Here is a 16603-nt window from a genome sequence, read left to right on the forward strand (position 1 = left end):
CATGAGCGATACGACAACCACGGCTTTCGATTTTCAGTCCCGGGAGCCATTCTGGCAGGCAGAGTGGAAGCAGCGAAATGTATTTGCTGTTCCAGATGTGCCTCCTGCTGACCGGCCAAAATATTACGTTCTGGAGATGTTTCCGTACCCCTCCGGCCAGCTGCATGTTGGCCATGTGCGGAATTATACGCTTGGAGACGTCGTAGCGCGTTACAAGCGCGCACGAGGGTTTTCGGTGCTTCATCCCATGGGATGGGATGCTTTTGGACTGCCCGCTGAGAATGCAGCGCGGGAACGCAATGTGCATCCTGGCAAGTGGACGATGGAAAACATCGCCACAATGCGCGGCACGCTGCAACGTCTCGGCTTTTCCTTGGACTGGGACCGCGAAATCGCGACCTGTCTTCCGGAATATTACGGCAAGCAGCAGAAACTGTTTCTGGACATGCTCGCCGGTGGTCTGGTTGAGCGCCGGGATTCGTCTGTAAACTGGGACCCGGTCGATGAGACGGTTCTGGCCAATGAGCAGGTTGTCGAGGGACGCGGATGGCGGTCCGGAGCGCTGATTGAGAAGAAAGTTCTTTCTCAGTGGTTCCTGAAAATCACCAAATTTGCTCAGCCGCTGCTTGATACGCTGGGGCAGTTGGATCGCTGGCCGGAACGCGTGCGGACGATGCAGGAGCGCTGGATTGGGCGTTCAGAAGGTGCGCGTGTCCGTTTCGCTCTTCATAGCCCGCCGTCGGGCTTCGACATTGAGCTGGATGGTATCGAAGTCTTCACGACCCGGCCGGATACGCTGTTCGGATTGAGCTTCGTTGGTATTGCTGCGGATCATCCGCTGGCAGCCAAGGTCGCGCGGACCAATCCTGCTGCGGCTGAATTTATTGAAGAATGCCGTCGTCTTGGAACATCCGAAGAGGTGATTGAGGCCGCTGAAAAGCGTGGCTTCGATACGGGTCTTCGCGTCAGTAATCCCTTGAATCCGGATCAGACGGCGCCTGTCTGGATCGCCAATTTCGTGTTGATGGATTATGGCACGGGGGCAGTGTTTGGGTGCCCGTGTGGCGATCAGCGTGATCTTGATTTTGCTCACAAGTATGATCTCGCTGTGCCGCAGGTTCTGCTGCCCGCTGGTGAAGATGCTGAGACATTCCGCGTTGGCCGGAAGGCAGTCTCGGGCGAAGCTACGCTCTACAATTCGGGATTTCTGGACGGTCTGGCTGTTGCAGTCGCCAAAAAAACAGTCATCGAGCGTCTCGAAGGCATGGGCGTTGGGCATGGCGTCGTAAACTGGCGTCTGCGGGACTGGGGAATTTCCCGTCAGCGCTACTGGGGCTGCCCGATCCCCATTATTCACTGTGAGAAGTGTGGTGCAGTTCCGGTTCCGGATGATCAGCTGCCAGTTGTCCTGCCAGAAGATGTGACATTTGATCGGCCGGGCAATCCGCTGGATCATCATCCGACCTGGAAGCACGTTTCCTGCCCAAGCTGCGGGTCTGCCGCCACGCGTGAGACAGACACGTTTGACACGTTTGTGGACAGTTCCTGGTACTTTGCCCGCTTTACCAGCCCGCACGCGTCGACGCCGACCGTGCCGGCTGCGGCTGATGGCTGGCTGCCCGTCGATCAGTATATCGGCGGAATTGAACATGCGATCCTCCATCTGCTCTATGCGCGCTTCTTTACCCGCGCCATGCATGAGACGGGTCATTTGGGTCTGGATGAGCCGTTTGACGGCCTCTTCACTCAGGGCATGGTCACGCACGAAAGCTACAAGGACGGGGCAAACTGGCTCTATCCGGAAGAAGTCGAGCGTCGCGGTGATGTGGTTGTCCGACGCGACACGGGAACGCCCATTCAGGTTGGACGCTTTGAAAAGATGTCCAAATCCAAGCGCAATACGGTCTCTCCGGTAGAGATTATTGAGCGTTTTGGTGCTGATACAGCGCGGTGGTTTGTTCTGTCTGACAGTCCGCCAGAGCGTGACATGGAGTGGACAGCGTCTGGCGTGGCTGCTGCGGCCCGGTTCGGGCAGCGTCTGCATCGTCTGGTTTCGGCTGTGGCTGCGGCTGATCCGATTGACAGTGTGCATAGCCCGGCTGGAGATGATCTGCGCCGTGCTACCCATCGGGCGATTGCAGCGGTCACAGAAGCTTTGGAAGCGTTCACGCCGAACGTCGCAGTGGCTCGATTGCATGAGCTAACCTCCGCTCTGGCAGAGGCGCAGGGCAAAGAAGGGGCTGGTTTTGCTGCCGCACGACGGGAAGCTGCCTCCGCGCTGTGCCTGCTGTCTGCGCCAATGATGCCGCATCTTGCTGAAGACATGATGGCGGTTCTCGAACCTGGTGGTGAACTCGTTGTGGATCGGGCATGGCCTGAGGCGCAGGATGAGTGGCTTGCAGTTCAAAGCGTCACGATCGGTGTGCAGGTGCTTGGCAAGTTGCGTGGAACGATCCAGGTGCCGCCTGATGCACCAAAGGATGACGTTCTTGCTGCGGCTAAGGCTGAGCCTAATGTTGCCCGCGCCCTTGAGGGTAAGCGTCTGGTGAAGGAAATCCACGTTCCCAACCGGATCGTCAATTTTGTGGTAGCAGGCTGATCGTGAAACATCGCAGTTCCCTGACTCTCTCTGCGTTCCTTCTGTTGGGAGGGTGTGGTTTCACCCCCCTCTACGGCAAGATGGACACGAAAACCGATATTTCGGCTGAACTCGCACAGGTTTACGTCGCGAATATTCCGGGAAGATATGGTCAGGAACTGCGGCTGGCCCTGCAAAAAAATCTTGCAGGCGCCGGTCCGGAAAATCCTCAGCGTTATACGCTGCGGGTCAACTCGGGCGCGAACAGTGAAGCCATTGATATTCACCAGGACAACACGGCTGGCCGTATCCGCGTTTCCGGTTCCGCGCACTGGCAGTTGTTCACAGTGGAGCAGTCTCCCCAGTTAATCACGCAGGGAGATGCAACGACACTGGACGGTTACAACGCCAGTTTCGAACAGTATTTTGCTCAGACGCTGAATGACGAAACGACCAAGGGGCGCGTTGCGGACACCCTGGCTCAGAGCCTTACGCAGCAGCTTGCTGTCTGGTTCCGCTCTCATAATATGCCGTCTAATGCGGCACCTGTTGATATGCCGCGGTATATCAATACGGATAGCATGCCGTCTGATAATGGATCGGCGACGGATCGTGTTGGCGTGGATGGCTTCCCAGCCTCTGCGACAGGACGTCTCTCTCAGGGCACCACAAGCAATTAATGAAAATTGAGGCCCGTAATATTGGCCGCGCCTTATCCGATGCCGGAACGTGGCGCGCCATTCTTCTTCATGGCGAAGACACGGGGCTAATACGGGAAAGAGCGGCTCAGGCCGTTCGGCTCGTTGCAGAGACGCTGGACGATCCATTTCGCGTCTCCCAACTCGATCGCGAGACGCATGATCGTCTTGAGGAAGAGGGCACTGCTCTTTCGTTGATCGGTGGTCGGCGTGTCGTGTGGGTTCGGAGCGGCACGGATGCTCTGACGCCCATGCTGACGCGTGCTCTGGAAGTTTCGACGGACACGCTGATCGTTATTGAGGCGCCCGGCCTTTCGTCAAGATCCACCTTGCGTGCATTCGCCGAGCGCCGGAAGGACGTGGCATCTATTGCCTGCTATCCCGAGGAAGGGCGGGCATTATCCCAGACGGTCACAGATGCACTGTCTCAGGCTGGAGTTTCTATCGATCGGGATGCGTTGACCTGGCTGATGGGGCGGCTTGGTGCAGATCGAAGCGGCGTTCGTGGAGAAATCGAGAAGCTTGTGCTCTATGCGGGCCCGAATGGACGGCTTGATCTGGATGCTGTTCAGGACTGCGTAGGCGATGCAGGGGGAAGCTCTTTGGAGGATGCAGTATTTGCTGCATTGTCCGGCCATCGGGCAGAAGCAGATCAGGCCCTGGAGCGCGCTTTGGCCGATGGGGCTAATCCCGTAGCTGTCGCGCGTGCGGTATTAAGCGTGCTGACGCGGCTTCAGAAAGTGGCACTTGCAGTGAAGGCTGGCCAAGGCCGCGCAGAAGCCATGAAAGCGCTCAAACCCCCGGTGTTTTTTAAACGGACAGCCGCCTTTAATCAGGCTCTTGATCGTTGGTCTCTGGCTGCGTTGAGCCGGGCGGCACGCGAAACGCAGACTTTTGAACTGGCCTGCAAGCACAGCGGGGCACCTGATCTGGCGCTTTGCCGACGTCATATCTCGGCGCTGTGTGGCATCTGGAAAGTCTGAGTTTCCAGCGTCTGCATTAAGTGGATGGGTTGTCAGTGTTGTGGTTATGGAAAACGGCGGAGTTGAGCTCCGCCGTTTTGCGTTCTGGCTTAGAAGCGCGCAGACACATCCAGATAATAATATCCGCCAGCAATACCGAGCTGGTTGGTGCTCATGTAATACTTGGGCGCACCAAGATAGCGGTTTTCCTTTGGCACGACGGAGGGGTACGCAGCAAAGATGTTGTTGCCGCCAATCGTCGCACTCCAGCGGGTGTTGATGTTGTAGGTTACAGACGCATTGGTGGTCCATTTAGGTGCATTCTGGAACTCACGATAGTTCGTTGTCGAGAACGCGTTCGGGCCAGTGTAATAGGTCAGGTTTGATGTCGTCTGGCCGTAGCGGATTTCATGAATGGCGACGGCCCATGTGTTGTTGGGCGAGTGCCAGCGACCGCCAAAGATAATCTTGGAGCGTGGATAGGCTGTCGTCAGATAGGCGAGAGTGGGGATGGTCAGCAGGTCTGCACCGCTGGTGGTTGTACCCTGGTGACGCAGGCGCGTCCGGTTCAGGTTGATGGCAACGTCCCAGTCCACATGACCGAAGCGGCCGAACTCGCTTGGGTAAGTTGCATTGATGTCCAGACCCTGTGTGCGGGTCGTGGCGACGTTCGCGAACCAGTAAGCTGACAACTGGCCAGCACCCCAGTTTTCGGAGCCTGACGGCAGTGGGAAGCCGTTTGCGTAGAGGGCCTTATACGCCTGTGAACCGTAGATCGTTCCGCCTGGCTGGATACGATCACGCAGATCAATTTGATAGGCGTCGACCGTGACGTGAAGCTTACGGATCGGCTCAACAATGATGCCGCCTTCGACGCTTGTGGCCTGCTCCGGCTTCATCTGTGAAGCGCCGTTAGCCAACGCGCCGGTGGAGTTGGCTGCAATCAGGCCGCGCGCTGCTGTTGGGGAAACGGCAAGCGCGGAGTAATGCTGCTGGGCCAGTGTCGGGGCATGGAAGCCACTGCTGAATGTTCCGCGAACAGCAAATCGCGGGCTGAAGTCGTAGCGTGTGGAGACTTTGCCGGTTTTGGCGTTTCCAACATCTGTATAGTGCTCGACGCGGCCCGCCAGATCGACCTGCCAGTTCTTCATCAAGTGGGTAGAGATATCGACGTATCCAGACGCGACATCACGGGACCAATTGCCGGCGTTGTAAGTTGTCGTCCCGGGAATGCCGTCAGCGCCTGTGCCCGCAATGCTGTCTGCGGAGCCGGTGCCCATGGAATAGGATTCATAGCGATACGCTGCGCCACCGGCGACGTTGATGCTATGAGGCCAGAAAGAGAAGTTGAACTTCCGGGACAGATCGAAACTGCTCGTCCACTGAGAGTTGTTATACCCCTGCGCATTGTAAAAGTTCGTAGGCGTCCGTCCGTCGGCTTTGTAAACGGCGCTGTTAATCGTACTGAGGGCATCAAACCGATCAAAGTCACGGCCATACACTGTGGAAAGATCCCAGTGCCAGCCAGCCAGCATACCCTTGAAACCAGCTGTCAGTTCGTAATCGTTTTCTTCCAGCCCAAGGATCGGCGAATAGCCATACGGGTATTTTGCGGCGTATCCGGGATAGGCGCTCAGGGTCGAGGGCAAGCGATAGTTCTGGTAGGATTCCGCATGCCGATGGGCATAGGTGGCACTCGCATAGGCCTGAACAGTTTCGGTGATGTCGTAACCTGCAGTGATGGCGACGCTCTCACGTGTCTGTTCGGGCTGGCTCAGCACCTGGTTAGTATACTGGTTGGTACGATTGTCTTTACCGGACCGGAACGTATGGTCCTGATGCACAAAATCGCCACCGATATGCACATAGCCACGGTTATTCAGATTGAACCCGCCATCCAGATACACACCCTGCTGGAAGCCATCCCCCTCGCTGGTGATGCCGGTGTTGGAGCGCATGCTCAGACCGTGGTCCTGCTTCTTGGTGATGATGTTCACCACGCCAGCGATCGCGTCCGAGCCGTACTGGGCTGATGCGCCGTCACGCAGGACTTCAATGTGATCGATCATGGACATGGGCAGCATGTCGATATCAACCGGGGTTGCGCCCTGAGACGGCCCCGGATCGGCATAAATGTTGGCCGTTGTATGACGACGCTTTCCATCTACGAGCACAAGGGTTTCGTTAGGGTTCAGGCCACGCAGGGCAATCGTGTCCGTCAGGGCGCCAGCGTCGAAACCTGCTGTCGGGACTGTCAGGGACGGTAGCAACAGGGAGAGGGCGTCGCGAAGCGTCGGCTGACCTGTGGACGTGATCTGACGATTCGAGACGACGTCGATCGGGGAAATGGAATCCCGTGCTTTTTTGCCGAACTCACGCGTTCCCGTGACAATCACAGCCTCAGTGCCGCCGGAGACGTCTTTGGCGTGTGCGGGGGAAGCATTGCGGACTGCTTGGCTCTTGGTTTTCTTGTGATCGTTGTCCGTTGTCGGGACGGCTGCGCATAGTCCTGCAACCGGCATCATGAGAGAGGAGCCAAGAAGTGTGGTACCAAGGAGGCCCAGATGTCGGGAAGAAAAGCGTACAGCCACGATTTAACGATCTCACGAGAGTGTATGGAGAATTCGACAATCTGGTGTCGTGTATCGTTTTGGTCAACGCAATTTCTTACAGTTTGATAACATTCCCGAAAATTATGTCCTGGTGTTGCTTCATTCCCTCAGTTGGGGCGTTGCTGTTTGACTGACCACTTGGAGCTTGAACAGTGAAGCGTCGTCATTTTCTGCGCGCGGCTTCTGTCGCGCCCGCCTCTCTCGCTGCATCCTCTCTCGTGCCCCAATCAGCTTGGGCTGATGGAAATGAAGACCGGGGAACAGGCCCTTCCGGTGTATTCGAAGTGGTGGCCCAGTTTGATGGACCAGGGCCTTCGGGCGTCGTGGTTCTGCCAGATGGTCGCATATTCGTTGGTTTTCCACGGCATGCGGTTGACCATAAGGGGGCGACACTGGGTGAACTCGTGAAGGGGAAGGTTGTTCCTTATCCTTCGGTCGAAGAAAGTATGCCCGGCAGCCGCTCGGCCGCGGATTGCCTTGTGTCCGTGCATGGCATGACGCTGGATGCAAAGGGCCGGATCTGGGCAATCGATGATGGCAAAAGAGCCGGTCACCCGTTGGCGCTTGGTGCCGCCAAGATCATTTGTATCGATCCACAGACCAACACGATTGTTCACAGGATTATCCTGAAAGCGCCGGCACTTTTGCCGGACAGTCATATGAATGATCTGCGTGTGTCCCTGTCTCATGGATCCCAAGGCACGGTATTCGTAACGGATTCTTCATTTGGGACGAAGCCGGGACTTGTGGTGGTGGATGTCGCGACGGAGCAGGTGCGTCGTGTCCTGACGCAAAGCAAGGCCATTCTGGCGGAACAGGGCTTTCTGGCAATCGTGGAGGGCGAGCCCCGCCAATACATTCCCGGCAAGCCCCAGCTTGTTTCGGGCGGTGTGGATGGTATCGCCATCACAAAGGACGAGCAGCGTCTGTACTTCTCGCCTCTGACAAGTCGCCGTCTTTATAGCTTGCCTGTTGCTCTGCTCGCAGATGTCTCCTCGGATGATGCAACGCTTGAGCCAGCAATCAGGGATGAAGGTGAGAAAGGGGTGGCTGATGGCCTCGATTTCGACCGGCATGATCGCCTTTACACGACCAATTACGAACACGACTGTATCCTGCGACGCGATCCGGATGGCAGTTTTAAGATGATGCTGCGGGACCCGCGCGCGCTCTCGCCGGATGGTATTTTTGCATCCGACAATTATGTCTACTGCACGTTTGGTCAGTGGAACCGGCTGGCGTCTTTCAATGACGGCAAAGACCGGCGCGTTCCGCCCTATCTGCTGGTCAGGTTCCCGATTGAAGCGCCGGAAGCCTACAATGCCCTACCCGAGGGGGCACCATCCAAAGCCGGGACACCGGGGGATTAAAAACGAAAAAAGCCCTCGACCAGATGACTGGATCGAGGGCTTTTTCGGGCTTGGAGCCTTTAGACTGTCTGCTGCGGTGGCAGTTGGTCTTCTGTCGTGTGCTTGTCCACTGCCGCAGGAAGCAGTTGGGCAATAGCCGGAAGAATTGTTGCTGCCGGAAGACCTGTCTTTGCAACAATCATCTGGATCTGCTCGTTCGTCAGCAGGTTGCGGAGTTCATCCGTGGTGATGGGCAGGTTCTCGCCATTGCCAATCCAGGAATGGATCTTTTCATCAAGGCCTGCGCTCTTGGCCTGTGCGATGAGCATGTTCAGGCCTTCGCCTTTGAGCATGTCCCCAAAGCTACCGCCCAGCTTATCGCCGAGTTGGCCGCCGAGAGCGCCCATTGCCTGATTCACGATGTTACCGAAAAAGCCGCTCATGGCGCGTATTCCGTCTTTGACGCGGCCTGAACGCCGCTAGGAGAAAAAAGGGCCGAGCCAAAATGATCGGCCCGGCTTTAAATCAGGATGCTCGTTTTTTGTTGAGTTCCTGAGGAACTTCGACATCAATTTCGAGCATCGAACAGCCGCTGCCGCGGTCAAGCTTGATCTTGACCTTGTCCTGATCGACGGCGACGTGGCGTGCGATGACTTCCATGATTTCTTTGTGAAGCTGCTTGATTAGGTCTGACTCGCCTTCTTCACCTGCGCCACGTTCGTGGGCGAGGAGAATCTGGAGGCGATCCCGTGCGACAGCGCTACTGGACGTCTGCTGACGTTTTGCGAAGAGGTTTGCGAGGAAGCTCATGCCGCACCCTTCTTGCCAAGGAGCCAGTCAAAGAAGCCACGCTTCTCGACCGGGACTGAAACTTCAATCTTCTCACCAGCCAGACGACGTGCGGCTTCGAAATAGGCGCGCGCCGGGAGGCTTTCCGGAGAGGATAGGGTGACAGGAGCGCCAACGTTGGACGCCTTCAGAACATCATCGCTTTCCGGAACAATACCAACCAGCGGGATGGACAGGATTTCCAGAACGTCTTCAACGCTCAGCATTTCCTTGCGGGCAGCGCGGATCGGGTCATAACGCGTGATGAGAAGGTGCTTTTCAATCTTCTCGCCGCGTTCGGCCTTTTCGGTTTTGCTATCCAGCAAGCCGATAATGCGGTCTGAGTCACGTACGGAGCTGACTTCAGGGTTCGTCACGATGACCGCAGCGTCAGCATGGTACATGGCGAGTTGCGCACCGCGTTCAATGCCGGCCGGGCTGTCACAGATAACCCAGTCAAACTTCTCGCGAAGTTCTTCCATGACGCGGGCTACGCCTTCTGACGTCAGCGCGTCTTTGTCGCGCGTCTGGGAGGCCGGAAGAATGGACAGGGTTTCGCAGCGCTTATCGCGGATCAGAGCCTGGGACAGTCTTGCGTCGCCCTGCACCACGTTGATGAAGTCAAACACAACGCGACGTTCTGCACCCATCACCAGATCAAGGTTACGCAGGCCAACGTCAAAATCCACCACAACGACGTTCTGGCCGCTCTGCGCGAGTGCGGCGCCGAGAGCGGCGGTCGATGTCGTCTTGCCGACGCCACCTTTGCCTGAGGTGACAACCAGAACCTTGGCCATGAATACTCCAAAAACTGCTTCTGTGACGTAATGCCGCCCGTTGTGCGGAACCCGCGCCTGATGCCTTATCCTATGGGATAGTAAAGCCTTACGGCAACACGGGAATAAGGGCTGTTTCGTGGCATGAGGTCACTTTCTTGCAGTTCCCGCCTCCGGATCAGCGCGGAAGAGGCAAAACGCGGACCCGGTCCTCATCCAGAAGGACCTGTGCGGGCTGGCCAAAAATCGCAGCGTCAATGTCTTCCGTAACGGCGTAAAAGCCATCCAGAGCAAGGAGTTCGGCCTCCATTCTGGACGCAAAAATTCGCGCTTCAGACTTGCCGCCGACACCGGCAATCGCGCGCCCACGTAACGAACCGTAAACGTGGATAGAACCTGCTGCAACGATCTCGGCTCCTGATGAAACGGAGCCGATAATGATCACGTCGCCCTGCATGTGCTGGATGCACTGTCCTGAGCGGATGGCACCGTCGAGGATCAGCGTTTGACCGCCTGCGGGCGCCGCGACGGCTGTGGCATCTGCTGCGGCCCCTTGATCGGGAAGCTCCACTTCGCCGGAAGGGCGGCCGCCTTCGAAGGAAGCAGGCCAGTCCCACCCTGCGACAGCTGGCCATGAACGATCACCACCTTCAATGCTGATAACCCGCACCCCACGGCTGCGGATGTCTTCCAGAAGGGTTGGCAGGCCCGGTGTTTCCTCCGAGAGAAGTCCGAGGTCGAGAATCACTGGCTTTCCGCTGAAAAGGCCGCCCGAACGGACGACCTGCTGATCCAGGCCGGCCAGCCAGAGGTTCAGGGGAGCCTCCGGTGACAGGACCAGCGCCAGAAAAGAGCGGCCGCGGGCACGGATGCGCATCGGGGAGGAGGCGTGAGAAGCGGATGCGGTGTCTGACATCGGAAAATTCGTTGGCCCTGTATGGAAGCAATGACGGAGGCTCTTGTGAGCGCGTAATGGCTGACTTAGAACATGAAGAATGCGTATCCTGCATCACCTTCCACTCTCCCCGCAATGCCGTCTTGTTCGGCTTGTGCTTGGCGAGAAGAGACTGCCCTGTGAACTCGTGATCGAACGGGTGTGGGAACAGCGCGAGGAATTCCTCGCTCTGAACCCTGCTGGTGAGGTTCCGGTTCTTGTTGAAGAGAACGGGCTTGCCGTACCCGGCGCCCGCGTCATCTGCGAATATCTGGATGAAGCCTATCCGGATACACCCCTGCTTGGCCGTACGCTTGCCGAACGTGTCGAAGTCCGTCGATTGATGGACTGGTTTGAGACCCGTTTCGGGCAGGAAGTGACCCGCAACCTGTTGGGCGAGAAAGTTGACAAGCGGTTGTATGGCCGTGGTCACCCAGACGGAAACGCCCTGCGGGCCGGTTACGGCAACATGCGCTTCCATCTGGACTATATCGGCTGGCTGGCAGAAACGCGGTCCTGGCTTGCGGGGCCGTCCATTTCGATGGCTGACTTTGCTGCTGCTGCGCATCTCTCGGCGCTGGACTTCATTGGGGATGTGAACTGGGCAAAAGCGCCGGCCGCCAAGGACTGGTATGCTCGGGTGAAGTCTCGCCCGTGTTTCCGCGGCCTTCTGACTGACCGGATGAGTGGCATCACGCCGCCCGGTCATTATGCGAATCTGGATTTCTGAGCGGGAGCTGTCCGTGACATTTGATGTGGTGGTCCTTGGGGCTGGTGCGGCTGGCCTCATGACTGCTGCAACAGCGGGACGTGGTGGTGCGCGTGTACTGGTTCTGGATCATGGGTCCGAACCCGGACGCAAGATCCTGATTTCGGGCGGTGGACGCTGTAACTTCACGCATCTGGAGACGGGGCCGAACTGTTTCCTGTCCCAGAACAAGCATTTTGCGCGCTCGGCGCTGGCACGGTACACGCCGCGTGATTTCGTGAAGTTGGTGGATCGCTATCAGATTGCCTGGCACGAGAAGGCCAAGGGGCAGTTATTCTGCGATGGGTCTGCCCGTCAGATCGTGGATATGCTGGTGTCTGAATGTCAGGATGCTGGTTGTGAAGCGCGGATGGAGACCCGGATCACAGATGTCGAGGCCGATGCGGATGGCTTTGTCGTTCGCACGGATGCCGGGGATGTTCGAAGCCGTTCTGTGATTTTGGCAACCGGCGGTCTGTCTATTCCCAAGCTGGGCGCTACTGACCTTTCCCTTCGGATCGCACGATCCTTCGGTTTGAAGATTGTCCCGACCGCTCCCGCTTTGGTGCCGTTAGTCCTGGATGATGCTGACCCTTCTCTGGCGGGGGTGTCACTGGATGTCGTGACAACTTGCGGGAAAAAAGGGCCTCGCTTTGCCGACGGGATGGTTTTCACCCATCGTGGGCTGTCAGGCCCAGCCATCCTCCAGATTTCCTCTTATCTTGAGGCAGGCAGCACGGCTCATATTGACCTGATGCCGGGGCGAAATGCGTTGGAGGTTTTGCTGGCGATCAAGAAGGCACGGCCGCGCGCGCTTCCTCCCAGCCTGCTTGAAGCACTTCCTGCGCGTCTGGCGAAAGAACTGGCTGCCGGGCTTGGAGACGTCATGCTGGCCAATCAGCCGGACAAGAATATCAAAGCGCTCGCAGAACGTCTGTCCCGATGGGAGGTCCGTCCTTCTGGAACGGAAGGGTACGCGAAGGCCGAAGTTATGCGCGGAGGGATCGATACGAGCGGTCTTTCGTCCCAGACAATGGAAGTGCGGGACGTCCCGGGGCTGTATGCGATTGGTGAAGCAGTGGATGTCACGGGATGGCTCGGTGGCCACAATTTCCAGTGGGCCTGGTCCAGCGGTGTTGCTGCAGGGCAGGCTGCTGCTGCTCGTGTATAGGCTGGGGCGCCACAGGATTGCCATATCGGCATAGGATTCCCGCAACTGATGAGCGGAAGATCCGTTTTGCGCTCACATGAATTGTTTTGAGAGGGTCATGTTGATGTCTGGTTCTATTCGCCGTTCAGTCCTGCGTGCTGTTGCAGGCCTTTCATTCCTTGGATTGGGTGCATGCGTCGGAACGGCCGCGCCGGGCCCTGTTAACCCGTCAGCGCCGGTCGCCGGGTATGGCTATACCTGCAAGGCCGGGATCTACACCTGCAAGATGCCAACTCAGGTTCCTTTGGGCACCTCCTGTTCCTGCCCGGGACTGGGCGCTGCAAGCTACGGCAACATCCATCAGCCCTGAGGCTGCCAGGATTGGACATGAGCTTCTAAGGGGCTAGAACCGCGCCATGCAGGATGGGAGTTCCGGTATGGTGCAGTTCGTTCCATGGATTATTGCAGCAGCGGCTCTCGTGGTAGCTGCACTGGCATTATTGCGTGGGAATAGCGGGGAGGTCGCCCGCCTTCTGGACCGTGAAGCCGATGAGCGTGCGCGGGATGCGGACTATCAGCGGGCACACTTGGCCGAGGTTGAGCGTGTCCTGTCCGGTCGGATGGATGCTCTTCGGCTTGAAACCAGCGAAAAACTTGGTGATCTGGCGCGTCGTGTTGGGCAGGATCAGGCAGAAGGGCGTGTTCTGCTCTCTGATGCGTTGCGTGACATGGCACAAAGTCAGAACGAGCAGATCGAGCGGATCCGCCTGGCCGTAAATGAACAGTTGCACGGTGCTGTCGAAAAGCAGATGCAGACCAGCTTTCAACGCGTGGTTGAGCAGTTCAGTGCAATGCAGAAAGCTCTCGGTGAGGTCACAAGCGTTACAGCCCAGATCGGGGACCTCAAGCGTCTGTTCTCGAACGTCAAGACGCGCGGTGGCTGGGGCGAGGCACAGTGCCGGGCTATTCTGGACGATATTCTTCCGGAAGGGAGCTATGACACCAACTTCCGACTGGGAGACAGCGGAGAGTCGGTAGAGTTTGCCATTCGCATGCCTGTGAAAGGGCATGTCGCCCCTCGGCTGGCGATTGACAGCAAATTTCCCACGGAGGCTTACGAGCGTCTTTTGAATGCATCAGAGCTTTCGGATGCATCGGCTGAAAAGGCTGCAAGGCGCGAGCTTGAAACGGCGATCAAATTCGAGGCGCGCAAGATCGCGTCCAAGTATATTCGGCCACCTGTCACGGTCGAATTCGCCGTCCTGTATCTGCCGACGGACGGTCTTTATACCGAAATTGCCCGGATGCCTGGCGTTATTGATGAAATCGGGCGGTTGTATCGGGTGATTGTCATGGGACCGTCATTGCTACCTGCCATGCTGCGTACGGTTCATCTCGGTTATGTGACGCTCGCGCTGGAAGAGCGGACAGAAACCATTGCCAGGCTGTTAGGCGCGACACGGCAGGAAATGCTTCGGATGGATCAGGTTCTTGAACGGTTGCAGCGAAATGCCGGTACGATGGGAAACACGATCGAAGAGGCGCGCCGCCGGACCCGTGTTCTTGGGCGTCGCCTGAGATCACTGGATGGTATTGATAAAATGGATGAGGAGCAGGACGAGATTGATAGTCTGGAAGCTTAAGACTGATTTTAATTGGATGACAGGATATATTCCCGCATGTGACAGTTATGAGCATGATGCCCGTACCTGAGCACGAGGCGGTCTCCCGCCCGATTGAGCCTGTCATTCGTCTCCTGCTGATTGAGGACGATGAAAGTATTGCGTCGGAAGTCTCCGAAGAACTGAAGACGCGCGGTTATGATGTGACGTGGGTCGATAACGGCATTCTGGGCCTCGAAGCAGCGCAGTCCGGTCAATACGACCTGATGGTCGTTGATCGTATGTTGCCTGAGATGGACGGCCTGAGTGTTATCGAGGCCCTTCGCCGCCAGAAGATCACACTTCCTGTTCTGGTTCTTTCCGCATTGTCCGCAGTTGATGACCGTGTGAATGGCCTGAAGGCTGGCGGTGACGACTACCTTACAAAGCCGTTCGCCATGGAGGAGCTTGCTGCCCGATTGGAGGCTTTGCTGCGGCGTCCTACGGATAGCCGTGTAACGGTTCTGCGTGTTGGTCCGCTCGAGATGGACCTGATTGAGCGCAAGGTGTCTCGCAATGGCCGGGACGTCGAGCTTCTACCGCGTGAGTTCCGCCTTCTGGAATATATGATGCGTCGTCCCGGCACGGTTCTGACCCGAACGATGCTGCTGGAGGATGTCTGGAACTATCGTTTTGTTCCACAGACCAATCTGGTGGACGTGCATATCGGTAAATTGCGCAGGAAGATTGATCTTCAGGGCGAAACGCCGCTGATCCATAGCATCCGGGGCGCGGGGTTCAGTCTGCGTGTATCGGACTGACATTTTCCGGACGGCCACGTTCCGGCTGACACTGGCATTCGTGGTGGCGATGATCGGCGGCATCACGATGCAGTTCCTTCTCGTCTATGCCCAGATGAACGGTTACGAAAGCGCCCGTTCCAGCGATCTGCTCCGGCGTGAGGCAGCTCTGCTCGTTCAGGAAACGCCTGAGCGTTTGGAGGACGAAGTTCGGGAACGAAGCAAGACGGATTTGCGCGTCATTCTGAATGGTGCTGGCCTGTTCGACCTGAATCACAATCGCATTGTTGGTGACATTCGGCGCTGGCCTGAAGGGTTGGAGGTGTCTAACCGGACGCGTCGGCTCAAGGTCGCGCCTCCGGGGGATACGCCTTATGAGATGCGATATCTGGCGATAGAGGTTCCGGGGCCGGGTGGCGGAGCAGGCGATCGGATTCTGGTCCTTGCCCGCTCCATGCATATGGCGGATGAGCTCCGGTACATTATCAAGCGGGCTGCGTTGATTTCACTGGTGCCAATGGTGCTGTTTGCGCTGCTGGCGGGATTGTTTCTCAGTCATCGGGCCTTGGCGCGGGTCAAGGAGATGCGGCAGGCCATTGAACGGATCATGGCGGGCGATCTGCATGAGCGTTTGCCCGCCGGGCGCGAATGGGATGATATCGAGCGTCTTGCAGGCGCCGTGAACCGGATGCTGGATCGGCTTGAGCATCTGCTCGATGAAATTCGGGATGTTGGCAACGATATTGCGCACGATCTTCGGACCCCGCTGGCCCGTGTGCGGGCGCGGTTGGAGCGGGCACTCTCATCGTCAGATGATCCTGCTCACCTCAAGTCCATTATCCTACGGGCCACGCAGGATCTGGATCAGTGCTTTTCGGTGATTACGGCACTGCTGCGTATCGGCGAAATCGAGAACGGGCGTCGGCAGGCAGGTTTCACAACAATGGATCTGTCGGAACTGGTTGCGGGTATTGCAGATCTCTATGAGCCGATTGCCGAGGCTGGTGGACTGGCACTAACTGTCGAAGGGGCGGATCGCGCAATCCCACTGTATGGAGATATGGATCTCCTGAATGAGGTTCTGGCGAATCTTGTGGACAATGCCATCAAGTTTACGCCTCCAGGCGGGGATGTTGGGTTGATGGTCGGGCAGGACGAGCAGGGCTGCGCCTGGCTTCAGGTGCATGACACGGGCATCGGGATTGCGGAAGAAGAGCGGGGCGCCGTATTGGGGCGATTCTACCGTTCAGACAAAAGTCGTCACATTCCGGGAAGTGGTCTTGGTTTGAGTCTTGTATCTGCAATTCTGCATTTGCATGGGGCAACGCTGAAAATCAGTGCGTTCCGGCCCAATCAGGAACTGGCAGGATCAGTATTTACGATCCATTTTTCAGGGTGGAGTGGCTCTGAGCGTAGCGCCAGTATTACATGACATTTCTGTTTCATGCCTGAATCCGGTCTTTCTTAAATTCAATTTTGCTTGTCGCACTTCCTGTGTCCGGTATGACTTGTCTCAATTTAAAGGGGACGCCCGTTGAGACTGAAAAAGACTGACGTAATCGCGCAG

15 protein-coding genes are annotated in these 16603 nt (G+C 57.2%); 10 read left to right on the top strand and 5 right to left on the bottom strand.

Annotated features, from left to right (window positions below):
- Window position 1 precedes the first annotated feature (1 nt).
- Genes leuS through holA form a run of 3 tightly spaced genes read left to right on the top strand, consistent with a single transcriptional unit; the run spans window position 2 to window position 4259 of the window.
- Window positions 2-2599 carry a leucine--tRNA ligase gene (gene leuS, locus KP702_RS09270; protein WP_215768813.1) on the top strand — a complete coding sequence of 866 codons (2598 nt, stop codon included), beginning with the start codon at window positions 2-4 and terminating at the stop codon, window positions 2597-2599.
- Between the two features lie 2 nt (window positions 2600-2601).
- Window positions 2602-3258, top strand: a complete 657-nt coding sequence (locus tag KP702_RS09275) for a hypothetical protein (RefSeq protein ID WP_202207728.1) — start codon at window positions 2602-2604, stop codon at window positions 3256-3258.
- Window positions 3258-4259 carry a DNA polymerase III subunit delta gene (holA, locus tag KP702_RS09280; protein ID WP_202207727.1) on the top strand — a complete coding sequence of 334 codons (1002 nt, stop codon included), beginning with the start codon at window positions 3258-3260 and terminating at the stop codon, window positions 4257-4259. Before KP702_RS09275 ends, holA begins: the two co-directional genes overlap by 1 nt.
- Before the next feature lie 89 nt (window positions 4260-4348).
- On the opposite strand, the gene KP702_RS09285 is transcribed toward holA, so the two are convergent.
- Window positions 4349-6829 carry a TonB-dependent receptor gene (locus KP702_RS09285; protein ID WP_215768814.1) on the bottom strand — a complete coding sequence of 827 codons (2481 nt, stop codon included), beginning with the start codon at window positions 6827-6829 and terminating at the stop codon, window positions 4349-4351.
- Between the two features lie 173 nt (window positions 6830-7002).
- Here KP702_RS09285 and KP702_RS09290 point away from each other — a divergent pair, with 173 nt between their 5' ends.
- On the top strand, window positions 7003-8220 hold the full coding sequence (locus tag KP702_RS09290) for an L-dopachrome tautomerase-related protein (RefSeq protein WP_215768815.1): 1218 nt from the start codon (window positions 7003-7005) through the stop codon (window positions 8218-8220).
- A 59-nt stretch (window positions 8221-8279) separates the two neighbouring features.
- On the opposite strand, the gene KP702_RS09295 is transcribed toward KP702_RS09290, so the two are convergent.
- From KP702_RS09295 to minC, 4 genes are all read right to left on the bottom strand, one after another.
- The gene (locus KP702_RS09295; protein ID WP_215750699.1) at window positions 8280-8642 is read right to left on the bottom strand and encodes a YidB family protein; all 363 of its coding nucleotides are present in this window, start codon (window positions 8640-8642) and stop codon (window positions 8280-8282) included.
- Window positions 8643-8724: 82 nt separating this feature from the next.
- Window positions 8725-9009: a cell division topological specificity factor MinE gene (gene minE, locus KP702_RS09300; protein ID WP_202207723.1), complete on the bottom strand. Its 285-nt coding sequence runs from the start codon at window positions 9007-9009 to the stop codon at window positions 8725-8727.
- Window positions 9006-9824 (bottom strand): septum site-determining protein MinD, encoded by an 819-nt coding sequence (gene minD, locus KP702_RS09305; protein ID WP_215768816.1) that lies wholly within the window; start codon window positions 9822-9824, stop codon window positions 9006-9008. Before minD ends, minE begins: the two co-directional genes overlap by 4 nt.
- A 157-nt stretch (window positions 9825-9981) precedes the next feature.
- Window positions 9982-10719 carry a septum site-determining protein MinC gene (minC, locus tag KP702_RS09310; RefSeq protein WP_064275066.1) on the bottom strand — a complete coding sequence of 246 codons (738 nt, stop codon included), beginning with the start codon at window positions 10717-10719 and terminating at the stop codon, window positions 9982-9984.
- A gap of 79 nt (window positions 10720-10798) precedes the next feature.
- Here minC and KP702_RS09315 point away from each other — a divergent pair, with 79 nt between their 5' ends.
- From KP702_RS09315 to KP702_RS09340, 6 genes are all read left to right on the top strand, one after another.
- Window positions 10799-11467, top strand: a complete 669-nt coding sequence (locus tag KP702_RS09315) for a glutathione S-transferase family protein (protein ID WP_202207722.1) — start codon at window positions 10799-10801, stop codon at window positions 11465-11467.
- The gene (locus tag KP702_RS09320) at window positions 11448-12656 is read left to right on the top strand and encodes an NAD(P)/FAD-dependent oxidoreductase (RefSeq protein ID WP_202207807.1); all 1209 of its coding nucleotides are present in this window, start codon (window positions 11448-11450) and stop codon (window positions 12654-12656) included. The genes KP702_RS09315 and KP702_RS09320 overlap by 20 nt, the downstream gene beginning before the upstream one ends.
- Window positions 12657-12753: 97 nt before the next feature.
- On the top strand, window positions 12754-13005 hold the full coding sequence (locus tag KP702_RS09325) for a hypothetical protein (protein WP_237389968.1): 252 nt from the start codon (window positions 12754-12756) through the stop codon (window positions 13003-13005).
- A gap of 46 nt (window positions 13006-13051) precedes the next feature.
- The gene (locus tag KP702_RS09330; RefSeq protein ID WP_202207720.1) at window positions 13052-14278 is read left to right on the top strand and encodes a DNA recombination protein RmuC; all 1227 of its coding nucleotides are present in this window, start codon (window positions 13052-13054) and stop codon (window positions 14276-14278) included.
- Window positions 14279-14325: 47 nt separating this feature from the next.
- Window positions 14326-15057 carry a response regulator transcription factor gene (locus tag KP702_RS09335; protein ID WP_252347476.1) on the top strand — a complete coding sequence of 244 codons (732 nt, stop codon included), beginning with the start codon at window positions 14326-14328 and terminating at the stop codon, window positions 15055-15057.
- A complete protein-coding gene (locus KP702_RS09340) occupies window positions 15044-16468 on the top strand; it encodes an ATP-binding protein (protein ID WP_215768817.1) in 1425 nt (474 codons plus the stop codon). Before KP702_RS09335 ends, KP702_RS09340 begins: the two co-directional genes overlap by 14 nt.
- The last annotated feature ends 135 nt before the right edge of the window (window positions 16469-16603 follow it).

Source organism: Gluconobacter sp. P5B12 (assembly GCF_018812035.1).
GTDB lineage: Bacteria > Pseudomonadota > Alphaproteobacteria > Acetobacterales > Acetobacteraceae > Gluconobacter.